Here is a 20,903-nt window from a genome sequence, read left to right as displayed (position 1 = left end):
GGAGCGAAGCGACAAGGGGAGGTACTGATGCTCGTCACCTACGCGGTCGACGGCGCGGTCGCCCGCCTGACGCTGGACTCACCGCACAATCGCAATGCGCTGTCGACGGCGCTGGTGCGACAGCTGCACGACGGCCTCGCCGCTGCACAGGCCGATCCCCACGTGCGATGCGTGGTGCTCGGCCACAGCGGCGGCACCTTCTGCGCGGGCGCCGACTTGAGCGAGGCAGCGGGCGGCGACCCCGGCCAGCTGGCGTTGGACAGGGCTCGCGAGATGACCGGGCTGCTACGCGCCATCGTCGCCTCACCGATGCCCGTCATCGGGGCTGTGGACGGTCACGTGCGGGCAGGCGGCCTCGGTCTGATCGGCGCCTGCGACATCGTCGTCGCGGGTCCGTCGAGCACCTTCGCGCTCACCGAGGCGCGCATCGGGGTGGCGCCGTCGATCATCTCGTTGACGCTGTTGCCCAAGATGTCGGCCCGCGCGGCGGGGCGCTACTTCGTCACCGGCGAGAAGTTCGGCGCCGTGGAGGCCCAGACCATCGGGCTGATCACCACCGCGGCCGACGACTTGGACGCGACCGTGGCCTCGCTGGTGACCGAGATCGCGAAGGGTTCACCGCAGGGTCTGGCCGCGTCGAAAGCGCTGACGACGGCGGCGGTGCTGGCGAGGTTCGACGCCGACGCCGAGGCGCTGACGATGCAGTCGGCCCAGTTGTTCGTCTCCGACGAGGCCCGGGAGGGGATGACGGCCTTCCTGGAGAAGCGCCCGCCGCGATGGGTGACCGAAGGCGGCGCGAGGACCCTTTTATGACTTCTTGGTAAGCACCTTGCATGTCTGGGCGTTCGCCGTAGGCTCGACGGCAATGAGCAATGGAGCGTCGCGATCCGGATCGATGCGAGCTGCCGACACCGATCGCATTGCGGTGGCGCAGTTGCTGACTGATGCCGCCGCCCAGGGTCGTCTCGACATCGATGAGTACGAGGAGCGCCTCAAGAAGGCGTACGCCGCTCAGACGATCGACGAGCTGGATCGGCTCAGTGCCGACCTCCCCGGGATAGCCACCACGGCACCCGTGATCGGCCCCGGGGTCCCCGCGCCGTCGACCCTCCTGCTGGCCATCATGAGCGGTTTCGAGCGACGCGGCCGCTGGAACGTGCCGAAGCGACTGACGTCGGTGGCGGTCTTCGGCGGCGGTGTGATCGATCTCCGCTACGCCGATTTCACGGCGACCGACGTCGAGATTCACTCGTACTCGATCTTCGGCGGCCAGACCATCCTGCTGCCGCCGGAGGTGAACGTCGACGTCCACGGCATCGGCGTCATGGGCTCCTTCGACCACGTCGGCGAAGAGGGCTCCCCCGGCGCGCCGCACATCACGATCCGCGGGTTCTCGCTCTGGGGCAGCGTCGGCGTGCGCCGCAAGAAGCGCAAGGCCCCGCCGGAGGACTAACGCCTGCGACGCGAGCGTAGGTAGTCGCCAACGACGGCGGCCCCCAACCCGTCGAGGTCGGGCACGACGACCCGTCCCTCCACCCGTCGCGCCACCTGATCGATGAAGCGCGCCAGACCCGGATCACTGCCGAGCCGGAAGATCGTCACCTGCGCCCCAAGGCGGGCGATCTCGTCGAAACCCTTAACCGTGTGGGCGATGGTGCGCGGGTGCGGCGGGTAATCGAAGAACACGGAAGTACCGCCCTCGTCACGCCCGTAGTCCTCTAGGTGGGCCGTCGGCTCACCGTCGGTGACGACGAGGACCACCGGTTGCGCATTGGGGTGCCGACGCAGGTGCCGCGATGCCAGCGCCAACGCGTGGTGCAGGTTGGTGCCCTGCTCGTACACACCCTCCAGCCCGGTCAGCTCGGCGGCGCTGACCGTGCGCGCGTACCGGCCGAACGCGATGATCTGCAGATCGTCGGAGCGGAACCGCGTGCTGATGAGCTGGTGCAACGCCAGCGCGGTGCGCTTCATGGGCAGCCAGCGGTTCTCCATCACCATCGAGAACGACGTATCGACCAGCAGCGCCACCACGGACTGGGTTCGCTGCTCGGTCTCGGAGATCTCGACGTCGTCGACGGTGATCCGCATCGGCAGCTCCGCGACGCCCGTACCGGCTTGGCGCAGTACCGCATTGGTCAACGTGCGCGTGACGTTCCACGGCTCGGTATCGCCGAACTGCCACGGCCTGGTGGCACCCGTCAGTTCACCGGCCGCACCGGCGCGACGGGTGTCGCGTTCACCGTGGCGGCCCGAAAGCTGTTGCGCCACATCGCGAAGGATCATTTGGCCCAGTTGCCGCATGGCCTTGGGTGACAGTCGCCACTGACCGTCGGCGTCACGATCGAGGAATCCCTGATTCATCAGCGCGCGTTCGAGTTCGGACAGCGTGCGGGCGTCGACCGCAGCCTGATCGCCGAGCTGGCGGGCCAGCATGTCGAGATCGACGTCGTCCATCTGGGCGCCGGCGTAGCTCTGGCTCAGCTGCTCGGCGAGCTGCTCGAGCTCCCCGATGTCGGCGAGCGCCTGCGCGCCCTCCCCCATGCCCATCGGGTTGTCACCGTTGAACCGCTCGGAGCCGTCCCAGTCCTCGCCGGGCCTGGCGTTCTGCAGGTGCTGGTCCAGTTTGTTCAGGGCATTGGTCAGCGACGGTGAGCCAAAGGCCTGCTGCGACAACGCATCCAGTTCGGCACGCTGGTCGGCGGACAGGCTGTTTCGGAACCGTTGTGCGGCGGCCGCGCGCTTGGCCAGCGAATCGAGAAGCTCGTCGATGTTCTTCGGATTCTCCGGAAAGAACTCGCCGTGCTTGTCCATGAAGTCTTGAAAGTCTTCGGGCGTGTCCTGCCCACCGGCGTGCTTGTCGAGCAACTCGTTCAGGTCGTCGAGCATGTCGTTGACGCGCTTCCGATCCTCGTCGGTGGCGTTCTCGAGGGCCTCCTTCATACCCGCGAAACGCTGGTCGAGCATCTCGCGACCCATGAGGTCCTTGATCTGCTCGTACTTCTGCCGCGCCTCGTCGCTGCGCCAGTCGTACTCAGACAGTTCCTGAACGGCCTTCGCGGGTGACGGCGGCAAGGCCTCGAGTTGCAGCTCGTTGAAGCGGGCGTCATCATCGAGCGCGCGGGCGAGCTCTTTGCGTTCGGCCAGCACCGCCTCGTCGAGCAGCTTCTTGATCTCCTGCAGCGTGCCGTCGAGATTGTTGCGCTCCAACAGTTCTCGTCGCTTGCGATTGGCCTCGGCGGCCAGCCGGTCGGCGCCGCGCATGTTCTCGGTACCGCGGCGCATCAGCTCGGAGAGCGCACGTCGCGGTGAGCTGCCCTCCATGACGTCCTGCCCGATCTGCGCGAGCGCGTCGCGCAGGTCGACCGGCGGCGCGAGCGGGTCGGGCCCGCCCGTGTATCGCGAGTAGCGCGACGTGTTTCTAGCCATAGATGGTTTCACCCTCGCCGGAGACCTTGTCGATGCGCTTCGCCAGATACAGCGCCTCGAGCGCTAACTCCAGGGCTGCGGCACGTTCACCGTCGGACTGCGCGCCGAGGCGTTCGGCGACGGCGTCGACGACCGGCAGGTCCGGCAGCGCGGCCAGGACGTCCTTGGCCGACACGCGCTCACCCGTCGTGACCGGGGCGCCCTGCTCGACCGCGGTGACCAACGGACCCACGTCCAGTCCGCCGAGCAGCCGTTGCGCCGTGTCGGCCGTCGCCCGCCGCAGCAGGTGTTCGAGCACCGCCTGCTCACGCCCCTCCTCGCCGGACTCGAACTCCAGTTTGCCGCGCAGCACGTCGATGATGGTGCCCAGATCGACCACCCGCGCGACGGGATCCTGCTCGCCGAGGATCGCCGAGCGGTGGGTGGCAGCGGCGGCGACCGTCTCGGCCGCCGCGATCGCAAACCGCGCCGACACCCCGGAGCGCTGGTCGACCGACTGCGACTCACGAAGCGCGCGGGCGAAGCGGGCCAGGATCTGCAGCAGGTAGTCCGGCACCGCCGCGGGGAGGTGGGACTCCTGCTTGATGACCCCGACCTCCGCCTCGAGCGCCAGCGGATAGTGCGTCCGGATCTCGGCGCCGAACCGGTCCTTGAGCGGCGTGATGATGCGACCGCGGTTGGTGTAGTCCTCGGGGTTGGCGCTGGCGACGACGAGAACGTCGAGCGGCAGCCGCAGGGTGTAGCCGCGGACCTGGATGTCGCGCTCCTCCATGACGTTGAGCATCGACACCTGGATGCGCTCGGCGAGGTCGGGCAGCTCGTTGATCGCGACGATGCCGCGGTGCGCCCGCGGGATCAGACCGAACGCGATGGTCTCCGGATCGCCGAGGCTGCGGCCCTCGGCCACCTTGATGGGGTCGATGTCGCCGACCAGGTCGGCGACGCTGGTGTCGGGGGTGGCCAGCTTCTCGGTGTAGCGCTCGCTGCGATGCAGCCACCCGATGGGCAGGTCGTCGCCGGAGGACGCCGCCCGACGGATCGACTCCGGGGTTATCGGCGTGTACGGGTGTTCGTGGAGTTCGGATCCCTCGATGACGGGCGTCCACTCGTCGAGCAGGTTCGTCAGCGATCGCAGCAGACGGGTCTTGCCCTGACCCCGCTCGCCGAGCAGCACCACGTCGTGTTCGGCGATCAGCGCGCGCTCCAACTGCGGGATGACGGTGTCCTCGAAGCCCAGGATGCCGGTCCACACGTCACGGCCCTCGCCGAGCGCGGTCAGCAGGTTCTCCCGGATTTCGGTCTTCACGCCCCGTTCGCGATGCCCGGAGGCGCGCAGCTCGCCGAGAGTGCGGGGAAGATCGTTAGGTGATGTCACTACTCCACGCTACGACTGTTGGCGGCGAGAGGCAGCGGCTACCTGCTTAGAGCGAAATTACGACGTCGTGACGGCCCTCGCCGAGTGGCCACATATCGCACGTCTTCGGGCGCTTTGCGTGCGACAACTGGCCACTCGCGGGCACGGGCTAGTGCGCGAAGTGCCGTGCCCCCGTCAGGTACAGCGCGATGCCGGCGGCCTCGGCGGCCTGGGTCACGACGTCGTCGCGCATCGAGCCGCCGGGATGGACGATCGCCTTCACACCCGCGGCGGTGAGCACCTCGAGGCCGTCGGGGAACGGGAAGAAGGCATCCGAGGACGCGACGGCACCACGGACGCGATCGCCGGCCCGCTCGACGGCCAGCCGCGCGGCATCCACCCGGTTGACCTGCCCCATTCCCACGCCGACAGTCGCACCGTTCTTGGCGACGACGATGGCGTTCGACTTCACCGCCCGGCAGGCGCGCCAGGCGAAGACCAGGTCGGCGAGGGTGTCGGGGTCGGCGGGTGTCCCGGTCGCGAGCGTCCAGGTGGCGGGGTCGTCACCCGGCGCATCGAGCGCGTCTCGCTGCTGCACCAGCAGGCCTCCGCTGACCTGACGAAACTCCGAGCCGCCGATCGTCGGCTGGGATGCCACCAGCACGCGGACGTTCTTCTTGCGGGCCAGGATCTCGACTGCACCCGGTTCGTACGCCGGCGCGATGATGACCTCGGTGAAGATGTCGGCGACCGTTTCCGCCATCTCCACGCTGACTGTCGTGTTGGCGGCGATCACGCCACCGAACGCACTGAGCGGATCGCACTCGTGTGCCTTGCGGTGAGCGTCGGCGACCGATGTCGACGACACGGCGATGCCGCAGGGGTTGGCGTGCTTGATGATCGCCACGCAGGTCTGCTCGTAGTCGAACGCCGCGCGCCAGGCCGCGTCGGCATCGGTGTAGTTGTTGTAGGACATCTCCTTGCCATGCAACTGCTCCGCCTGCGCCAGGCCGGGCCACGACGAGTCATCGCGGTAGAGCGCCGCCGACTGATGCGGGTTCTCGCCGTAGCGCAGCACCGCCGCCCGCTTCCAGGTCCCGCCGAACCACTCCGGGGGGCCGGCGGCGTCGGACTCGGGGGCCAGCGTCGAACCCATCCAGCTGGCGACCGCGACGTCGTACTCGGCGGTGTGGCGAAAGGCCAAGGACGCCAACCGCTTCCGCTGGGCCAGCGTGAACCCGCCGGCCCGGACAGCGGCGAGCACACCGTCATACCCCAGGGGCTCGACGACCACCGCCACACTGGGATGGTTCTTCGCGGCCGCACGCACCATCGACGGGCCGCCTATGTCGATCTGCTCGACGCACTCGTCCTCGTTGGCACCGGATTCGACGGTCTCGGTGAACGGGTAGAGGTTGACGACCACCAGCTCGAAGGCGGCGACGCCGAGCTCGTCGAGCGCGGCGAGGTGTTCGGGCTTGCGGGTGTCGGCCAGCAGCCCGGCGTGCACCCGCGGATGCAGGGTCTTCACGCGGCCATCGAGCACCTCGGGGAAACCGGTGACGTCCTCGACCGGTGTGACCGGAACACCGCTGGCCGCAATGGTCTTCGCGGTGGAGCCGGTCGAGACGATCGCGACGCCGGCGTCGTGCAGGCCACGCGCCAACTCCGCGAGTCCCGTCTTGTCGTACACGCTGATCAACGCGCGCCGAATCGCCCGCCTGCCTTCGTCGCTCATCCGATCGCTGCCTTTCGTCCCGTCCACGTCACACCGCGAGTTGCCATCGCGGCGAGTACCTCCACCAGCAGCCGTCGCTCGACGACCTTGATCCGCTCGTGCAGGGCGGCCTCGTCGTCGCCGTCGAGCACCGACACCGCCTCCTGCGCCAGGATCGGCCCGGTGTCCATCCCCGCGTCGACGAGGTGCACCGTACAGCCGGTGACGCGGACGCCATAGGCCAGTGAGTCGGGCACGGCGTGCGCACCGGGGAAGGCGGGCAGCAGCGCCGGATGCGTGTTGACGACCCGACCGAGGAAGCGCGAGAGGAATTGCGGGCCAAGGATCTTCATGAACCCGGCCGACACCACGAGATCGGGTTGGTGCGCCGCCGTCGCCTCGGTGATCGCGGCATCCCACGCCTGTCGGTCGGCATGGTCACCGAGCCGGACCGTGTAGCTGGGCAGCGACGCGGCTGCGGCGACCTCGAGGGCCCGGCAGTCACGATCGGTCCCGACCGCGACCACACGCGCGGGGTAGTCGCCGACGGCCGCTTCGAGCAGCGATTCCAGCAGTGAGCCCGTGCCCGACGCCAGGACGACCAGGCGTGCCGGCGCACTGGCGGGCACACGAAGCGGGGGCGGCACGCGATGCAGCCTAATCGGACGGGCGCTGCGGCTCGTCGCTGCCTGCGTCGTCATCGGCGAAGAAGTGCGCCTCGGGGTCGTCGTCGAAGTCGAAGACGTCCGGCGGGGGTGTCCGAGCGGGCGCGGGATGGGCCGTCGGTTCGTCGAAGGCCGGCGCGAACTCCGCCGGCTCGTCGACGACGATCTCGGCCACGATCTCCTCTTCTTCGTCCACTTCTTCGATGGGCGGCTCGACGTCCGGCACCGACGCCCCGGGCTGCGGCTCTGGTGGCTCTGGCTCCGGCTCCGGTGGCGTGGCGGGAGCGGAAGCGGCGGGGGCCACCCGGGTCTTGGGCCGACGGCCGATGCCGCCACTCATCACGACGGTCAGACCGCCGACCGCGACGAACCAGATGAATACCGCGGGCCCGAACGTGGTCTGGTCGACACCGACGTCACCGAAGTTGCCCAGCCGCCCACCCCCGGCATGGCCGAGCAGCGCCATCACGACCGCGGCGATCGCCGAGGCGGTCACCAGTTTGGCCGCCGCCGACGCCAACGGCACCGCCCGCCGGGCACACTGCTGGCCCACCGCCACGGCCGCCGCCGCCGCCGCGATCAGCAATGCCACCCAGATCGGTCCCAGCGGCGGGCTCGGCGCCGCGGCCAGAATCGGGAGGGCGGGGATGTCACCGCCCAGCACCGTGAAGGAACTGAAGGTCGCCAAACCGACGTGGGCGCTGGAGCCGACGGCGACCGCCGCAGTGCCGACGATCACGTTGGGCGCATACAGCATCGACAGCAGCGTCAGGCTGAACTGCCCGAACACCGAGTCGGTGATCCCGAACAGGGAGTCCATCGTGCCCCAGTGCACCACCATCGAACCGGCGGCGATGACCCCGGACAGGCCGAACAGCGCGAGCACCCCGACCGACGCCGCGCGGAAGGCGTCGGGTAGCCAGCCGGGCACGTGCGGCATGGTCCGCAGCCGCCGGGACACCCTGGTGCCGACGCCGATCACGGCTCCGGCGAAGTGGACTGCCAGTACGGCGCCGAACGCCAGCGTCGCACTCGGCGTCTGCAGCGCGGTCAGCACCGAGGACGCATCGTGGATCACGGCCAGCGCGATCGCCGCGATCAGCAGCGGCCCGCCGAGCGCCGACGCCACGATCCACCGGATGACGAACCATGACGTACCGGCCCGGGTAGCCGCGGCCGTGGTGCGGGCGGTCCCCCACACCATGGCCAACATCGGCAGCAGGGGCATGACGCCCAGTTCGGCGCCACCGATGGACACCGGCACCCCGTGCACGCCCAGCCACATGCTCGCGATCGCGCCCAACGCACCGGTCAGGTCGCTGTTGGCGATCACCAACTGCACCAGCACGACCGCGGCGATGACGACCAGCGCGATGGCCGACGGCCCGAACGCGACCCTGAGCAGGTCGCGCGCCTGGCGTGTGCCGACTGGCCGGTTGTCCACTAGCTGCGTCGCTCCTCGCACGATCTCGTCCGCGCGAAGGTTGGGTGCGCGCCGCTAGAGATTATGACGGCGGCGGAGTCGATTGCGGCGCAGGCTGCTGCTGTGGTGGCTGACTTTCGAAGGACTGCGTCGGCTGTGACCCCGTCCCGCCCTGCGGCTGACCGAAGGCCGGGAAACCCGTGGGAGGCGTCGGCGGTCCACTCTGCTGCGGTGGGCTCTGCTGAGCCGGCTGAGCACCGAAGCCGCCGGTGGACGGGCCGGCCGGGTAGCCGCTGTACTGCTGTGGGTAACCGCCGCGCTGCTGCGGCAGGCCCTGCTGCGGCGGTCCGCCGTGCTGCGGCTGACCGTAGTACGACCCCGGCGCGCCGTATTGGCCGTAGGGCTGCTGTTCGTACTTCGGCTTCGGCACCGGCGCGGTGATGACACCCGCGTCCAGCAGCAGCGCGGCGACGGCGGCGAGCGCCTGCAGCAGCGTGAAGGCGATCAGCAGGTAGAGCGCCCAACCGAAGGACACACCCGAGGGCACACCGACGATCTGCGAGAGCACGATCAGCAACGCCAGCACCGACAGGACGGCGACCCAGGCGTTATGCCTGCCTTGCTTGGGCAAGAGGCTGACGGCGGCCAGCAGACCGGCCGTCAACGCCACCGCGGTGGCCAGGGTGATGCCGATGGGCGTGGCACTGACCGAACCGCCGATGGGGCCGAAGCCAGGCAGGTTCGGCGCGTTGATGGTGAACACCGGGCCGAAGCTGGCCAGATACGTGGCGAAACCGAGAACGGCCACCGCGACGGCGAGATACAGCGGAAGCTTGCTCGGCCCCGCGGGGGCAGCCTCCGGCGTCTGGCCGAACTGCTGAGTGGTTGCGTTGTACTGCGACTGCGGCTGCCCAGACGGGTAGCCGGAGTTACCGGGCTGGCCGGATGGATACGACATGTCCCCTCCTGTGATGGGCGATTCGTCCACCCACGCTAGCGCACCGAGTTGAGAGCTCGGTCCGGGCGCGGGTGCCTACCGGCCCGCGCCCGTCGGCGGGCCCGCCCGCCTTGCTCAGGCGGAGACCAACACCGGCCGGTCGCGCGAATCCTCTTCGGATTGCTCGATTTCGCGTACCAGGGGGAGGACCTTCGCACCGAAGTACTCGATCTCCTCCTGGAAGTGGAGGAAGCCGCCGAGGATCAGATCAACGCCCCGCTTGCGGTAGGCGGCGATGCGTTCGGCGATCTGTTCGGGCGTGCCGATCAACTGTGTGCGGAAGCCGTCGTTGTACTGCACCAGGTCCTCGAAACTGGAGTCGGCCCACATGCCCTTCTTGTCCCCGGTCGAGTTGCCCGCCTGCTGAACGGCGCCCCGAAACCCCTCGACGGCAGGCTTGTTCGCCTTCTCGATGATCTCGCGCAGGGTGTCCCTTGCCTCCCTTTCGGTATCGCGGGCAATGATGAAGCCGTTGAGACCGACCTTCACCTCGCGCTCGACGGTGCGGGCGTGGTCGCGTACCTCGATGACCTGCTCGGTGATCCCGGCGAAGTCCTTGCCGTTGGAGAAGTACCAGTCCGAGTACAGGCCGCCGTTGCGTCGCGCCGCCGTCGAGTTACCCCCTTGGAAGATCTCGGGATTGGGCCGCTCGGGCGTGTTGACGGGCTTGGGCTTCAGGGTGAAGTCGTGGATTCGGTAGAAGTCGCCGCGGAAATCAACGTCGTCCTCGGTCCAGATCTTGCGCAGCACCTGGAGGAACTCGGCACTGCGGCGGTACCGCTCGTCGTGTTCCAGCCAGGGCTCGCCGAGGTGGGTGAACTCGTCCTTGAACCAGCCAGAGACGACGTTGACGGCGAACCGGCCGCCAGAGAGCTGATCCGCGGTCGCACCGAGCTTCGCCAGCACGGCGGGCTGCCACAAGCCGGGGTGAACGGCGGCGATGACCTTCAGTCGCTCGGTGGCCAGCAGGAGCGCGAGGCTGAAGCTGGTCGACTCGTGCTGGTACTCGGCGCCATAGCTGGCTTCGTAGCGCACCTGCGACAGTGCGTACTCGAAGCCGTTGTTCTCCGCCGTCTGCGCGAGTTTCCGGTTGTATTCGTAGTTCCAGTCGGTGCGTTGCTCGATGTCGCTCGTCACCAGCCCGCCGCTGACATTGGGCACCCAGTAGGCGAACTTGACGTGGTCGGCGATGCGCTCGGTGGTCATGGTGTGTCATCTCAACAACTTGCATACCGCGCGTCACGGGTAAGGATCCTCACGAGTACAACGCGCGGGGTGACACCACGATCGGCGTAGCGGGCACACCGTTGAAACGCGATGACGTCACGGCGGTGTAGGCCCCCATCGACGGGCTCACCACGACGTCGCCGACCGCGAGCGTCGGCATCGGATAGTCGGCTGCGACGACGTCGACGCTGTCGCAGGTGGGGCCCGCCAGCGTGACGGGCTCCAGGGGTGCCCGACCGCCGTCGTCCTCCAACTCGCTCAACGCGAGGATCGGTGGATGCACGTCCTCGGTCATGACGTTGGAGTAACTGCCGTAGAGGCCGTCGTCCAGGTAGTGCCACGTGCGCCCGGCCCTAATGGCGCTGCCGACGACGCTGGTGAACAGCGTCATGCAGTCCGCGACGACGAACCGGCCCGGCTCCGCCAGCATGGTGTAGTCCCGGTTGCTTCCGAGCACCTCGTCGATCACGTCGCCGATCGCGCCGATGGCCGGCATCTCGTCGCGGTAGGAGACGGGAAACCCGCCGCCGATGTCGATGCTCGACACGTGCAGTCCCAGCGTCCGCTCGACGTGTCTGGTCAGGTCGAGGGTGGCGCGGAGCGCGTCGCGGTAGGGCGCCACCGACGAACCCTGGCTGCCGACGTGAAAGCTGAAGCCCGCGAACCGGACGCCCGCGGCGACGACGTGCTTGACGAGCAGTTCCGCCTCGGCGGGCGCTGTCCCAAACTTGGTGGACAGATCGGACTTGGCCGACGGGTTCGGGAAGCCCAGGCGGACGAGGATGCCGATGTCGGGGGCGCGGCCGACGAACTTCGCCGCCTCCACCGGGTTGTCGACGACGAAGGTGCGGATGCCGTGCGCGTACGCATAGTCGATGTCGGCGGGTTTCTTCACCGGGTGGGTGAAGATGCAGCGGTCCATCGGGACGCCGAGCCGCGCGACGAGGTCGACTTCGGCGGTGGTGGCGACGTCGAAGCCACTGCCGCTGGCCGCGAGCACGGTCAGCACCGCCGGATGCGGTAGCGCCTTCACCGCGTAGTGAAGATGGAATCCGCGCAGGCTCTCGGTGAGCAGCGAGTACTGCGCGGCCACCCGGTACGGATCGAGTACCAGCAGCGGGGTGCCGTGGGCGGCGATCAGCTGACGCCAGCCGCGGGCGCGGGTGCTCAGCTGGCTACGCAGCTGCGACCGACGGTGCGGATTCACGGGACACCTCCTCGATGCTGGTCCCGACGACCAGCAGTCCCTTGAATCGCTCGTAGGAGAAGACGGCCAGCACGTAGAAGCCGACGTCGGCGACCAGCTTGGCGAAGATCCAGCCGGCGACCATGCCGCCGAACAGGAGGGGGCCGACGTAGAAGGCGAGCGGCCGGATGAGCAGGCTGTCGATGACTTCGGCGGGTCCGAACTCGACCGTCACGCTGCGCAGCGCCTGATTGTTCGCGGTCCACGCCCTGGGCCGTCGAGACGGTCGCGGGTCGGCGCGGTAGGCGATGCGTACGGCGGCGACGTAGGCCGCCGCGTAGTAGCCGATGGAGGCCCCGATCGTCGCGACGAGGGCGGCCACCGCGGCCGATCCGGTCATCCCGTAGGCGATGGCCGCGCCACCCATCTCGCAGGTCGTACCCGCCACTTCGCACGGCAGATAGCGCCGCACCCATTCACGTAACTTCCCAGCCGTGGTGCTCATGGATCGAACTGTCCCGTCCGACACCCGGCCTTCACGCGAGTAGGGGGCTACCCGATTTCCTCCGGGGCCGCTCGCACGCCGAGGGCACACCTTGCGCGCAGCGACTAGAACACGTTCTAATTCTGGTCATGGACTACGGGCTCGTACTTTTCACCAGTGATCGCGGCATCACCCCGGCGGCGGCGGCCACCCTCGCCGACGATCACGGTTTCCACACCTTCTACGTGCCCGAGCACACCCACATTCCGATCAAGCGGGAGGCCGCCCACCCCACGACCGGTGACGAGTCCCTGCCCGACGACCGCTACATGCGCACCCTCGACCCGTGGGTCAGCCTGGGCACCGCGGCCGCCGTGACGTCGAAGGTCCGGCTGTCGACGGCGGTGGCCCTGCCCGTCGAGCACGACTGCATCACCCTGGCCAAGTCCATCGCCACCCTCGACCACCTCTCCGGTGGGCGCGTCAGCCTCGGCGTCGGATTCGGTTGGAACACCGACGAACTCAACGATCACAACGTCCCGCCCGGCCGGCGCCGGACCATGCTTCGCGAGTACCTCGAGGCGATGCGCGCGCTGTGGACGCAGGAGGAAGCGTCCTACGACGGGGAGTTCGTGAAGTTCGGCCCCAGTTGGGCGTGGCCGAAGCCCGTCCAGTCGCACATCCCCGTCCTCGTCGGCGCCGCGGGCACCGAGAAGAACTTCAAGTGGATCTCCCGCTCCGCCGACGGGTGGATCACCACGCCGCGCGACTTCGACATCGACGCGCCGGTGAAGCTGCTGCAGGACACCTGGGCCGCCGCCGGCCGCGACGGTGCGCCGCAGATCGTCGCCCTGGACTTCAAGCCCGACCCCGACAAGCTGGCCCGCTGGGCCGAACTCGGCGTCACCGAGGTGCTCTTCGGGTTGCCGGACAAGTCAGAGGCCGAGGTGGCCGGTTACGTCGAGCGGCTCGCGGGCAAGCTCGCCGCCCTCGTCTAGCAGCCTCTCCTCCTCTCCTCCTCCCCTCCCTCCCCCTCTCCCCTTCCCGCGAGCATTGCTCCTATGTCAAGCGGCGGCGGTTTGGGTTGGGTGGTTTCGTGATTGTTCGTCGGCTTGTAGGCGGTTGTAGACGATTCGAGCTAGGCGTCGTTTGAGGCAGCGTAGGGCTTCTTTGGGGGAGTCGCCGTCGGCGAGTCGTTTGAGGTAGTAGGTGTGTCCAGGGTTGCCGACGATGCGTATTTGGGTGAGGGCGATGCGGTAGAGGGCGGCGTTGAGTTGCCGGTTGCCCGAGCGATTCAGACGAACCCGACCGGTGGTGTTGCCCGACCAGACCGGGATGGGTGCCGTCCCGCTGTGACAAGCGAAGGCGGCCTCGCTCTTGAAGCGGGTGATTCCTGCGGTCTCGCCCACGATCTTGGCTGCGGTCAGATCGCCGCAGCCGGGCAGTGCGAGCAGTGTGGGGGCCGCCGCGTGGACGGCCTGGCCGATGCGGGTGGTGAGCGCGGCGATCATGTCGGTGAGTCGGATGATGTCGCCGAGTTCGTCGTTGGCCAGTTCAGCGAGGAGCCCGTCGATGGTGGCCAGCCAGGCGGCCACGGCGATCTGAGTCTTGGCCCGATCTAGGGAGGCCTTCTTCGGCGCCTGAGTGGGGTCGAGTTCGTGGATGCGGCCCAGCAGCCGGTTGATCGTCGAAGTGCGTTGCGCCACCAAGTCTTCCCGCCGATCCACCAGCAACTTCAGCTCGCGTGACACCTCGTCGTGGGCTGCGACGGGAAGATCGGGATGGCGCAACACGGCGTGGGCCACCGCCAAGGCGTCGATGGGATCGGATTTGCCCCGGGTACGGGCGCTGGCCCGCTGCAGTGCCATCAACTTCGGCGCCACCCGCACTACCTTCTGACCCGCCGAGAGCAGATCACGCTCTAAGCGTGCCGAGAGGTTGCGGCAATCTTCAACACCCCAGAGCAGGTCATCACCAAAGGTGGTCTTGGCCCACGCCAACGCCGCCAGATGTCCCTCAGAGGTCGCCTTGACGACTTTGTCTCCTACTTTGCGGCCATGTTCGTCGACGGCGACGAAGGTGTGGGTGCGCTTGTGTACGTCGGTTCCAACGACGACCATGGGCAGTGCCTTCTTTCATCTAGTGGATGGGTAGAAGGTTGGGCCGGCCGGCGGACACATCTCAGTGGGGGCGATGCCACGCTCCTATCAAGTCACGCCGGTCGGTCCTTCCCACCTGATGCCGGCACAATGCTCGATAGCCGACCCCGAGCAGGACGGCAGTGCGTGTCGGAGCCAAACACCAGGTGAGAAGAACTCAACCACCGCACCAGCGGCGACCACGAGAATGACACTGAGTGCGTGTCCGTTGGGCGACACGCCGCCGGGAGACCCCAGAACGCGCACCCTCGCCGGGCGGAACGAATTCGCGTAGCCAGCTACTCACGACCGGAACGGCCCGGTTGAGAAGAGTTCGAGGGACGGGGGACTGACTCCCAGTCCCCTCACTCGAAGGGAAGCGCCATGCCCAGCATCAGTTCACTCGTCGCCAGGGTCTTCGACGAACCACGGCCCGAGCGCCGCCGCGTCACTCGGCGGGACGAGGAAACCCGCACCCGTTTCGAGGCGAAGGGTCGACGGTCACGCCGGCGCGGCTAGGTTCACACCGTCGTCCGACGCCGTCACCGCGATGCGGGCGCCGAGCGGATCACCGTTGCGCATCAGCGCCACCAGGTCGTCATCCTCGGTGAGTGCCATGAACCGGCTGCCGTCGGCGTCGAGTCGACCGATGATCACACCCGTCGTCACCGGCCAGTCGTAGCGCACGGAGTAGGTCTCGATGGTGCCCGTGCCGTTGGCGTGGCGAGTGACCGGCACCGTCGGCAGCGCGGCGATGTCACGCTGCAGCGCCTTGCCATGGTCGGACGCCCACTCGGCGGGCTCGGTGGAGTACACGCCAACCGAGTACTTGCTCATGACGCCGCCGTTGGCACCGACGAGGCCGAATGCCCCTGGCTTGTCCCGCATCTCGGCCACGGTCTCGGCGATACCGTGCAGTGAGTAGCTGTTGCCCGGGCCACCGAAGTATGGCAGTCCGCCGGTGAGGGTGAGCCCGCGCGGATCGTCGGCGGCGAGCCCGAACTCGTCGCACACCGCGAAGACCGGAAACGGGAAGCAACTGTAGAGATCGAACGTCGACACGTCGTCAATGCCGATGCCCGCAACCCGGAGCGCTTCGGCCACAGCCTGTTTCGCCGAGTGACTGACACTCGGGTCGACGCGGTCCAGCAGGTCCTGCTCGACCTGGTCGGCGTGGCCGCGGAGGTAGACCCACTTCTCCTCGGGCACGCCGAGGCGGCGGGCCGCAGCCACCGACATCAGCAGGGCGGCGGCACCCTGGTTGACGGTGTCCCGCGCCACCAGCAGACGCGGGTATGGGTCGCAGATCATCCGGTTCTCGTCGGTGACGGTCTCGATCTCCTCGACCGAACGTTCCACCGGCGATGACGAGAAGGGGTTCTTGGCGGCAACCTTCGAGAACGGGGCGAACAGCTCGGCCATCCGCCGCCGGTACTCGGCGACGCCGAGCCCCAGTCGCGCCCGTCGCGCGTTGTCCAGCAGCCCGTATTGGACTGGCGCGCCGGTCAATCCGTGCTTGGCGGTGTACTCACTCATGTACTGCTCGAAACCGTAGCCGCGATCCTCGAGTTGCCCGCCCACGCGTTCGCTGAAGTCCGGCTTTGGATCCCTGTCCGAGAAGTACTTCGCCGTGGACCCCGGCTCGGAGCCAAGTATCAGCGCCACGTCGTGCTCACCCGCGGCGATGGCCCCGGCGAACTCCGTCATCAGTTTTTGCGGGCCGTTGCCGCCGATGGGCTCGAGGATCGCGCGGGTGGGATCGGCGCCGACGCGGTGAGCCACCGATCGCACGTAGTTGTCCGAGCAGCCCAGTGGCGGGTCGGCGAAGGGGGTGCAGATCTCGAACTGGCGCAGCCCGGCGAATACCTCGATGGCCGCCGCCACGGCGGCTACGTCCGCACCGGTGTCCGCCAACGCGGCCCGCACGGCCTCGGTCGCCAGCTCGACCGCGGACATGCCGCGGTAGGCGGCGTCGTCGATGCGTTCGGTGAACTGTCCGACGCCGACGATGACCGGAGTATGGGGGTCTAACTGCATAGTTCGTCAGGCTAACCGAAACTGGAACGTGTTCCAACTTCGCGTCCCCGACATGCCCGCCCCAGCAGAGCCGTCATCATTCGTTGACGATCGGCATCAAAGGTTGACGGGTCTCGGCGCGACGTCGCCTACCGGAGTGGACTCGATGAGGCCGCGCCACCGCCGACCATCTCAGACGAAACTGCGGCCAGGCCGTGAATCTCGATGGATTCGCGTCCTGACCGCAGTATCGGTGCAGTTCTTACAGGCTTTCGAGGATCTCCCGGGCCAGCGCAGCCGTCTCCGACGGCGTCTTGCCGACCTTGACGCCCGCTGCCTCGAGCGCTTCCTTCTTGCCCTGGGCGGTGCCTGCGCCGTCGGACACGATCGCGCCGGCGTGGCCCATCGTCTTGCCCTCCGGCGCCGTGAAGCCCGCGACGTAGCCGACGACCGGCTTGGTCACGTTGGCCTTGACGTAGGCGGCGGCCTTCTCCTCGGCGTCGCCACCGATCTCGCCGATCATCACGATGACCTTGGTCTCGGGATCCTTCTCGAACGCCTCGATGGCGTCGATGTGGGTGGTGCCGATGACCGGGTCACCGCCGATGCCGATCGCGGTCGAGAAGCCGAGATCGCGAAGCTCGAACATCATCTGGTAGGTCAGCGTGCCGGATTTCGACACCAGCCCGATCGGACCCTTACCGGTGATGTTGTTCGGCGTGATGCCGACCAGCGACTCGCCGGGGGTGATGATGCCGGGACAGTTCGGCCCGATGATCCGGGTCTTCTCGCCCTTTTGTACGTTATAGGCCCACGCATACGCGCTGTCCTGCACCGGAATTCCCTCGGTGATGACGACCAACAGCGGAATCTCGGCGTCGATGGCCTCGATGATGGCGTCCTTCGAGAAGGCGGGCGGCACGAAGGCGATCGACACGTCGGCGCCGGTCTCCTTCATGGCCTCGGCGACGCTACCGAACACCGGGAGCTCGACGTCGTTCCCGTCCTTGTCCTTGTGGGCGACGGTCGTACCGGCCTTGCGGGCGTTCACGCCGCCCACGACCTGAGTACCCGCCTTCAGCATCAGCGCGGTGTGCTTGGTGCCCTCGCCGCCGGTGATGCCCTGGACGATGACCTTGTTGTCCTTGTTCAGAAAGATCGACATAGCAAGCGTCCCTTACTTGTTCGCCAGTTCGGCGGCCTTGTCGGCGCCGGCGTCCATGGTGTCGGCCTGAATGACCAGCGGATGGTTGGCCTCGGCCAGTATCCGGCGGCCCTCCTCCACGTTGTTGCCGTCGAGGCGGACGACCAACGGCTTGTTGGCCTCGTCACCGAGCTTCTTCAGCGCGCCGACGATGCCGTTGGCCACTGCGTCGCAGGCGGTGATGCCGCCGAACACGTTGACGAAGACACTCTTTACCTGGCTGTCACCGAGGATGACGTCGAGACCGGCGGCCATCACCTCAGCCGAGGCACCGCCACCGATGTCGAGGAAGTTGGCGGGCTTGACGCCGCCGTGCTTCTCGCCGGCGTAGGCAACGACGTCCAACGTCGACATCACCAGCCCCGCACCGTTGCCGATGATGCCCACCGCGCCGTCGAGCTTGACGTAGTTGAGGTCGTTCTCCTTGGCCTTGAGCTCGAGCGGGTCGGTGGCGTCCGTGTCCTCGAATTCGGCGTGACCGGCCTGCCGGAAGTCGGCGTTCGCGTCAAGGGTGACCTTGCCGTCCAGCGCCAAGATCTGATCGTCTGGCGTGCGCACCAGCGGATTGACCTCGACCAGCGTGGCGTCCTCGCCGACGAACACCTCCCAGAGCTTCTGGATGGTCACGGCGGCGGCGTCGAGCACCTCGGCGGGCAGGTGGCCCTGCTCGGCGATCTCCCGTGCGAAGGCGAGGTCGACACCCTTGACGGCGTTGACGGGAACCTTGGCGAGACGATCGGGGTTGTTCGCGGCGACCTCTTCGATCTCCACGCCGCCCTCGACCGAGCACATCGCCAGGTAACTGCGGTTGGAACGGTCGAGCAGGAAGGAGATGTAGTACTCCTCGGCGATGTCGCTGGCCTCGGCGACGAGGAGCTTCTTGACGACGTGACCCTTGATGTCGAGGCCCAGGATGTTCTGGGCGTGGGTGAAGGCGTCGTCGGGGGTGGCCGCGTACTTCACGCCGCCCGCCTTGCCGCGGCCGCCGACCTTTACCTGCGCCTTGACCATGACCGGCTTGCCGATTTCCTCGGCGATCGCCTTGGCGTCCTCCGCCGAATCGGTCACCCGGCCCGGGGTGGTGGGCACGTTGTGCTTGGCGAACAGCTCCTTCGCCTGGTATTCGAAGAGATCCATGGGCTTTTCGAAGCTCCCTAGTCTGTCTGCTCTGACTGTTGGGTTGACTATCTACGTTTCGGCCGAAAGGGCTCTGGGGAACCATATCCACACGCGCCGATGTGACCGACACCGCCCACCGATGCTGTGGTCCATCTCACCGACCGTCGTGAGTGATACAAGTCACAATCTTCGGCGGAATGAGCGCACGGGTTGCCACCAACATTGGAATTTGGTTAACGTGCCCATGGTCAAAGTCACGGTACGGTCACGGCGCGAAGGACATCTGGGTTGGCTGAGCAAGGTTCCACTCGACGCACTCGAGTAGCGCCAGCGACCCCCTACGACGCCACCATCACCGACATCATCCCGTTCAACGAGTTCGGTGATCTCGAAGACCTCGACTTCAGCAACACCTCCGCCTTCGATCGCGAATCGCGCGTCATCCGCGCCCCCGAGCTCGACGACCTGCACGACACCGACGATCTGGTCTCCCTGCGGCTGGCCGTCCCGTCTCAGTTCCGCGCCTCCAGCGGCGACGAGCGTCGTTCCGCCCACGCCTACCGCGACAGCCGCACGGATGTCAGCGATGGCATGCAGAACACCGACGTCATCGACATGTCGGCACGGCGCGGTCTGCACCGCAAGGTTGGCGACGGCGCCGTCAAGGCCCGCCTGGTCGCCGCGGCGATGGCCGCCGGCGCCACCGCAGCGGCCGCCTACTCGGTGGTCAACACGAGCGACAAGGCCCCCGTCGAGCAGATGGTCGCCGCGGGTCCCAACGCCTTCGTCGACGGCGGCGTCATCACCGGCTCCGCCGACGGAATGCAGATCGTCACCGTCACCCCCGTCGCCAGCGAGGCGGTGCACAGCCAGGAACTCGCCAACGGCGCAGCCTTCGCCGCCGAGCGCGCCGAGCGCGAGGCTCGCCTCGCCAGGCCGATGTACGAAATGCCCGCCCGCGGTGTCTGGACGTCCGGATTCGGTTACCGCTGGGGCGTTTTGCACGCAGGCATCGACATCGCGAACTCGATCGGTACGCCCATCGTGGCGGCGGCGGACGGCGTGGTCACCGACGCCGGTCCCACTGCCGGCTACGGCGCCTGGGTCAAGATCCGGCACGCCGATGGCACCGTCACGCTGTACGGCCACGTCAACACTTGGCTCGTCAGCGTCGGCGAGCGGGTCATGGCGGGCGACCAGATCGCCACGATCGGCAACCGCGGCCAGTCGACCGGCCCGCATCTGCACTTCTCGGTATTGAAGAACGGCAAGGACTTCGTCGATCCGGTGCCGTGGCTCGCGGCAAAGGGACTGAGCCCCGGCAGCTACGTCGGCTGACCCGTGACCTCCGGCGGACCTCCCTCCGACCAGACCGGCATCATCCGGCGGCAGCCAGAGGCCGCCGCCAGCCCAGCTCCCGACGCCACCGAACAGCACACCGGCATCATTCGCCGACAGCCCACCGGACCGTTTCCCGCCGCGCCCGCAACGCCGTCGGGCCCCCTCGACCCGCAGACGAGTTACATTCCGCGCGCCGCACCGCTGCCGGTCAGTGCCGCGCGTCCGGCCCGGCCCTCCCCCGCCATCGCGTCGGCGACGGCGACCGTCAGCATTCTGAGCGGGTGGGCGACCGCGGTGATCGCCACATCGTTGATAAGCGGTTGGTGGCAGACTGACGAACTGTTCTGCATCGCAATCGGTTTCCTGTCGGCGGTATCCGCAGCAGCGACCATCGGTGGCCTGATCTCACTGCTGTTGCGCCGTCGCATCGGCCGATTGCTGATCGTGGTCGGCGCCATCGTCGCGCTGATGATCTTCGCCGGCCTCTTCGTCGCCGGGGCCGACCTGCCACGGATCGTCTACGCCATTCCGGTCCTGCCGATTGCCAGCATCGTGCTGGCCGCCCTGCCCGCCACCGGGCGCTGGTGCCGCTAGCTCTATTCCCTA

General features: G+C 67.9%; 18 protein-coding genes. 5 read left to right on the top strand and 13 right to left on the bottom strand.

The genetic code is table 11. The features are described from left to right. Nucleotides 1-27: 27 nt before the first annotated feature. Nucleotides 28-813, top strand: a complete 786-nt coding sequence (locus QUE68_RS05145) for an enoyl-CoA hydratase family protein (protein ID WP_284232873.1) — start codon at nt 28-30, stop codon at nt 811-813. Between the two features lie 52 nt (nt 814-865). After that, the gene (locus QUE68_RS05140) at nt 866-1,453 is read left to right on the top strand and encodes a DUF1707 SHOCT-like domain-containing protein (RefSeq protein ID WP_284224917.1); all 588 of its coding nucleotides are present in this window, start codon (nt 866-868) and stop codon (nt 1,451-1,453) included. Here QUE68_RS05140 and QUE68_RS05135 read toward each other — a convergent pair. From QUE68_RS05135 to QUE68_RS05095, 9 genes are all read right to left on the bottom strand, one after another. Then, nucleotides 1,450-3,426 (bottom strand): VWA domain-containing protein, encoded by a 1,977-nt coding sequence (locus tag QUE68_RS05135; protein WP_284232871.1) that lies wholly within the window; start codon nt 3,424-3,426, stop codon nt 1,450-1,452. The two genes, QUE68_RS05140 and QUE68_RS05135, sit on opposite strands and share 4 nt — an antisense overlap. Continuing rightward, complete coding sequence (locus QUE68_RS05130; RefSeq protein WP_284224906.1) at nt 3,419-4,801, bottom strand: sigma 54-interacting transcriptional regulator; 1,383 nt, start codon at nt 4,799-4,801, stop codon at nt 3,419-3,421. Before QUE68_RS05130 ends, QUE68_RS05135 begins: the two co-directional genes overlap by 8 nt. A gap of 148 nt (nt 4,802-4,949) precedes the next feature. After that, on the bottom strand, nt 4,950-6,518 hold the full coding sequence (gene purH / locus QUE68_RS05125; protein ID WP_284232869.1) for a bifunctional phosphoribosylaminoimidazolecarboxamide formyltransferase/IMP cyclohydrolase: 1,569 nt from the start codon (nt 6,516-6,518) through the stop codon (nt 4,950-4,952). After that, nucleotides 6,515-7,144: a phosphoribosylglycinamide formyltransferase gene (gene purN, locus QUE68_RS05120; protein ID WP_284224904.1), complete on the bottom strand. Its 630-nt coding sequence runs from the start codon at nt 7,142-7,144 to the stop codon at nt 6,515-6,517. Before purN ends, purH begins: the two co-directional genes overlap by 4 nt. A gap of 10 nt (nt 7,145-7,154) precedes the next feature. After that, entirely contained in the window at nt 7,155-8,606 is a 1,452-nt protein-coding gene (locus QUE68_RS05115) for a cell division protein PerM (RefSeq protein WP_284232867.1), read from the bottom strand. A gap of 61 nt (nt 8,607-8,667) precedes the next feature. After that, entirely contained in the window at nt 8,668-9,543 is an 876-nt protein-coding gene (locus QUE68_RS05110) for a DUF5336 domain-containing protein (RefSeq protein ID WP_284232865.1), read from the bottom strand. Between the two features lie 114 nt (nt 9,544-9,657). Next, nucleotides 9,658-10,788: a dimethylsulfone monooxygenase SfnG gene (gene sfnG / locus QUE68_RS05105; RefSeq protein ID WP_284232863.1), complete on the bottom strand. Its 1,131-nt coding sequence runs from the start codon at nt 10,786-10,788 to the stop codon at nt 9,658-9,660. Nucleotides 10,789-10,837: 49 nt separating this feature from the next. Continuing rightward, a complete protein-coding gene (locus tag QUE68_RS05100; RefSeq protein ID WP_284232860.1) occupies nt 10,838-12,016 on the bottom strand; it encodes a type III PLP-dependent enzyme in 1,179 nt (392 codons plus the stop codon). Further along, nucleotides 11,985-12,500, bottom strand: coding sequence for a hypothetical protein (locus QUE68_RS05095; RefSeq protein WP_284232859.1), 516 nt, complete (start codon nt 12,498-12,500; stop codon nt 11,985-11,987). The genes QUE68_RS05100 and QUE68_RS05095 overlap by 32 nt, the downstream gene beginning before the upstream one ends. Before the next feature lie 128 nt (nt 12,501-12,628). Between QUE68_RS05095 and QUE68_RS05090 the strand changes: the two genes are divergently transcribed. Then, nucleotides 12,629-13,477: an LLM class F420-dependent oxidoreductase gene (locus QUE68_RS05090; protein WP_284224897.1), complete on the top strand. Its 849-nt coding sequence runs from the start codon at nt 12,629-12,631 to the stop codon at nt 13,475-13,477. Nucleotides 13,478-13,543: 66 nt separating this feature from the next. On the opposite strand, the gene QUE68_RS05085 is transcribed toward QUE68_RS05090, so the two are convergent. The 4 genes from QUE68_RS05085 to sucC form a co-directional block, all read right to left on the bottom strand. Next, entirely contained in the window at nt 13,544-14,599 is a 1,056-nt protein-coding gene (locus QUE68_RS05085) for an IS110 family RNA-guided transposase (RefSeq protein ID WP_286274472.1), read from the bottom strand. A gap of 519 nt (nt 14,600-15,118) precedes the next feature. After that, nucleotides 15,119-16,654, bottom strand: coding sequence for an acetyl-CoA acetyltransferase (locus tag QUE68_RS05080; protein WP_284232857.1), 1,536 nt, complete (start codon nt 16,652-16,654; stop codon nt 15,119-15,121). 241 nt (nt 16,655-16,895) lie between these two features. Next, nucleotides 16,896-17,798 carry a succinate--CoA ligase subunit alpha gene (sucD, locus tag QUE68_RS05075; RefSeq protein WP_284232855.1) on the bottom strand — a complete coding sequence of 301 codons (903 nt, stop codon included), beginning with the start codon at nt 17,796-17,798 and terminating at the stop codon, nt 16,896-16,898. Between the two features lie 12 nt (nt 17,799-17,810). Then, the gene (gene sucC, locus QUE68_RS05070; RefSeq protein WP_284224894.1) at nt 17,811-18,974 is read right to left on the bottom strand and encodes an ADP-forming succinate--CoA ligase subunit beta; all 1,164 of its coding nucleotides are present in this window, start codon (nt 18,972-18,974) and stop codon (nt 17,811-17,813) included. A 270-nt stretch (nt 18,975-19,244) separates the two neighbouring features. On the opposite strand from sucC, the gene QUE68_RS05065 reads away from it, so the two are divergent. Next, the gene (locus QUE68_RS05065; RefSeq protein ID WP_284224892.1) at nt 19,245-20,294 is read left to right on the top strand and encodes a M23 family metallopeptidase; all 1,050 of its coding nucleotides are present in this window, start codon (nt 19,245-19,247) and stop codon (nt 20,292-20,294) included. Between the two features lie 3 nt (nt 20,295-20,297). Next, the gene (locus tag QUE68_RS05060; RefSeq protein WP_454786221.1) at nt 20,298-20,891 is read left to right on the top strand and encodes a hypothetical protein; all 594 of its coding nucleotides are present in this window, start codon (nt 20,298-20,300) and stop codon (nt 20,889-20,891) included. The last annotated feature ends 12 nt before the right edge of the window (nt 20,892-20,903 follow it).

Origin of the sequence: Mycolicibacterium sp. TUM20985, assembly GCF_030295745.1 — a bacterium.
GTDB lineage: Bacteria > Actinomycetota > Actinomycetes > Mycobacteriales > Mycobacteriaceae > Mycobacterium.
The sequence above is the reverse complement of the archived record's forward strand: the minus strand, read 5'-3'. Positions and strand labels throughout refer to the sequence as shown.

Bases quoted from the DNA above. Each gene is read 5' to 3' on its own strand.
- QUE68_RS05145 (WP_284232873.1), top strand. From the start codon at position 28: ATGCTCGTCACCTACGCGGTCGACGGCGCGGTCGCCCGCCTGACGCTG.
- QUE68_RS05140 (WP_284224917.1), top strand. From the start codon at position 866: ATGAGCAATGGAGCGTCGCGATCCGGATCGATGCGAGCTGCCGACACC.
- QUE68_RS05135 (WP_284232871.1), bottom strand. From the start codon at position 3,426: ATGGCTAGAAACACGTCGCGCTACTCGCGATACACGGGCGGGCCCGAC.
- purH (WP_284232869.1), bottom strand. From the start codon at position 6,518: ATGAGCGACGAAGGCAGGCGGGCGATTCGGCGCGCGTTGATCAGCGTG.
- QUE68_RS05110 (WP_284232865.1), bottom strand. From the start codon at position 9,543: ATGTCGTATCCATCCGGCCAGCCCGGTAACTCCGGCTACCCGTCTGGG.
- sfnG (WP_284232863.1), bottom strand. From the start codon at position 10,788: ATGACCACCGAGCGCATCGCCGACCACGTCAAGTTCGCCTACTGGGTG.
- QUE68_RS05095 (WP_284232859.1), bottom strand. From the start codon at position 12,500: ATGAGCACCACGGCTGGGAAGTTACGTGAATGGGTGCGGCGCTATCTG.
- QUE68_RS05090 (WP_284224897.1), top strand. From the start codon at position 12,629: ATGGACTACGGGCTCGTACTTTTCACCAGTGATCGCGGCATCACCCCG.
- QUE68_RS05085 (WP_286274472.1), bottom strand. From the start codon at position 14,599: ATGGTCGTCGTTGGAACCGACGTACACAAGCGCACCCACACCTTCGTC.
- QUE68_RS05080 (WP_284232857.1), bottom strand. From the start codon at position 16,654: ATGCAGTTAGACCCCCATACTCCGGTCATCGTCGGCGTCGGACAGTTC.
- sucD (WP_284232855.1), bottom strand. From the start codon at position 17,798: ATGTCGATCTTTCTGAACAAGGACAACAAGGTCATCGTCCAGGGCATC.
- sucC (WP_284224894.1), bottom strand. From the start codon at position 18,974: ATGGATCTCTTCGAATACCAGGCGAAGGAGCTGTTCGCCAAGCACAAC.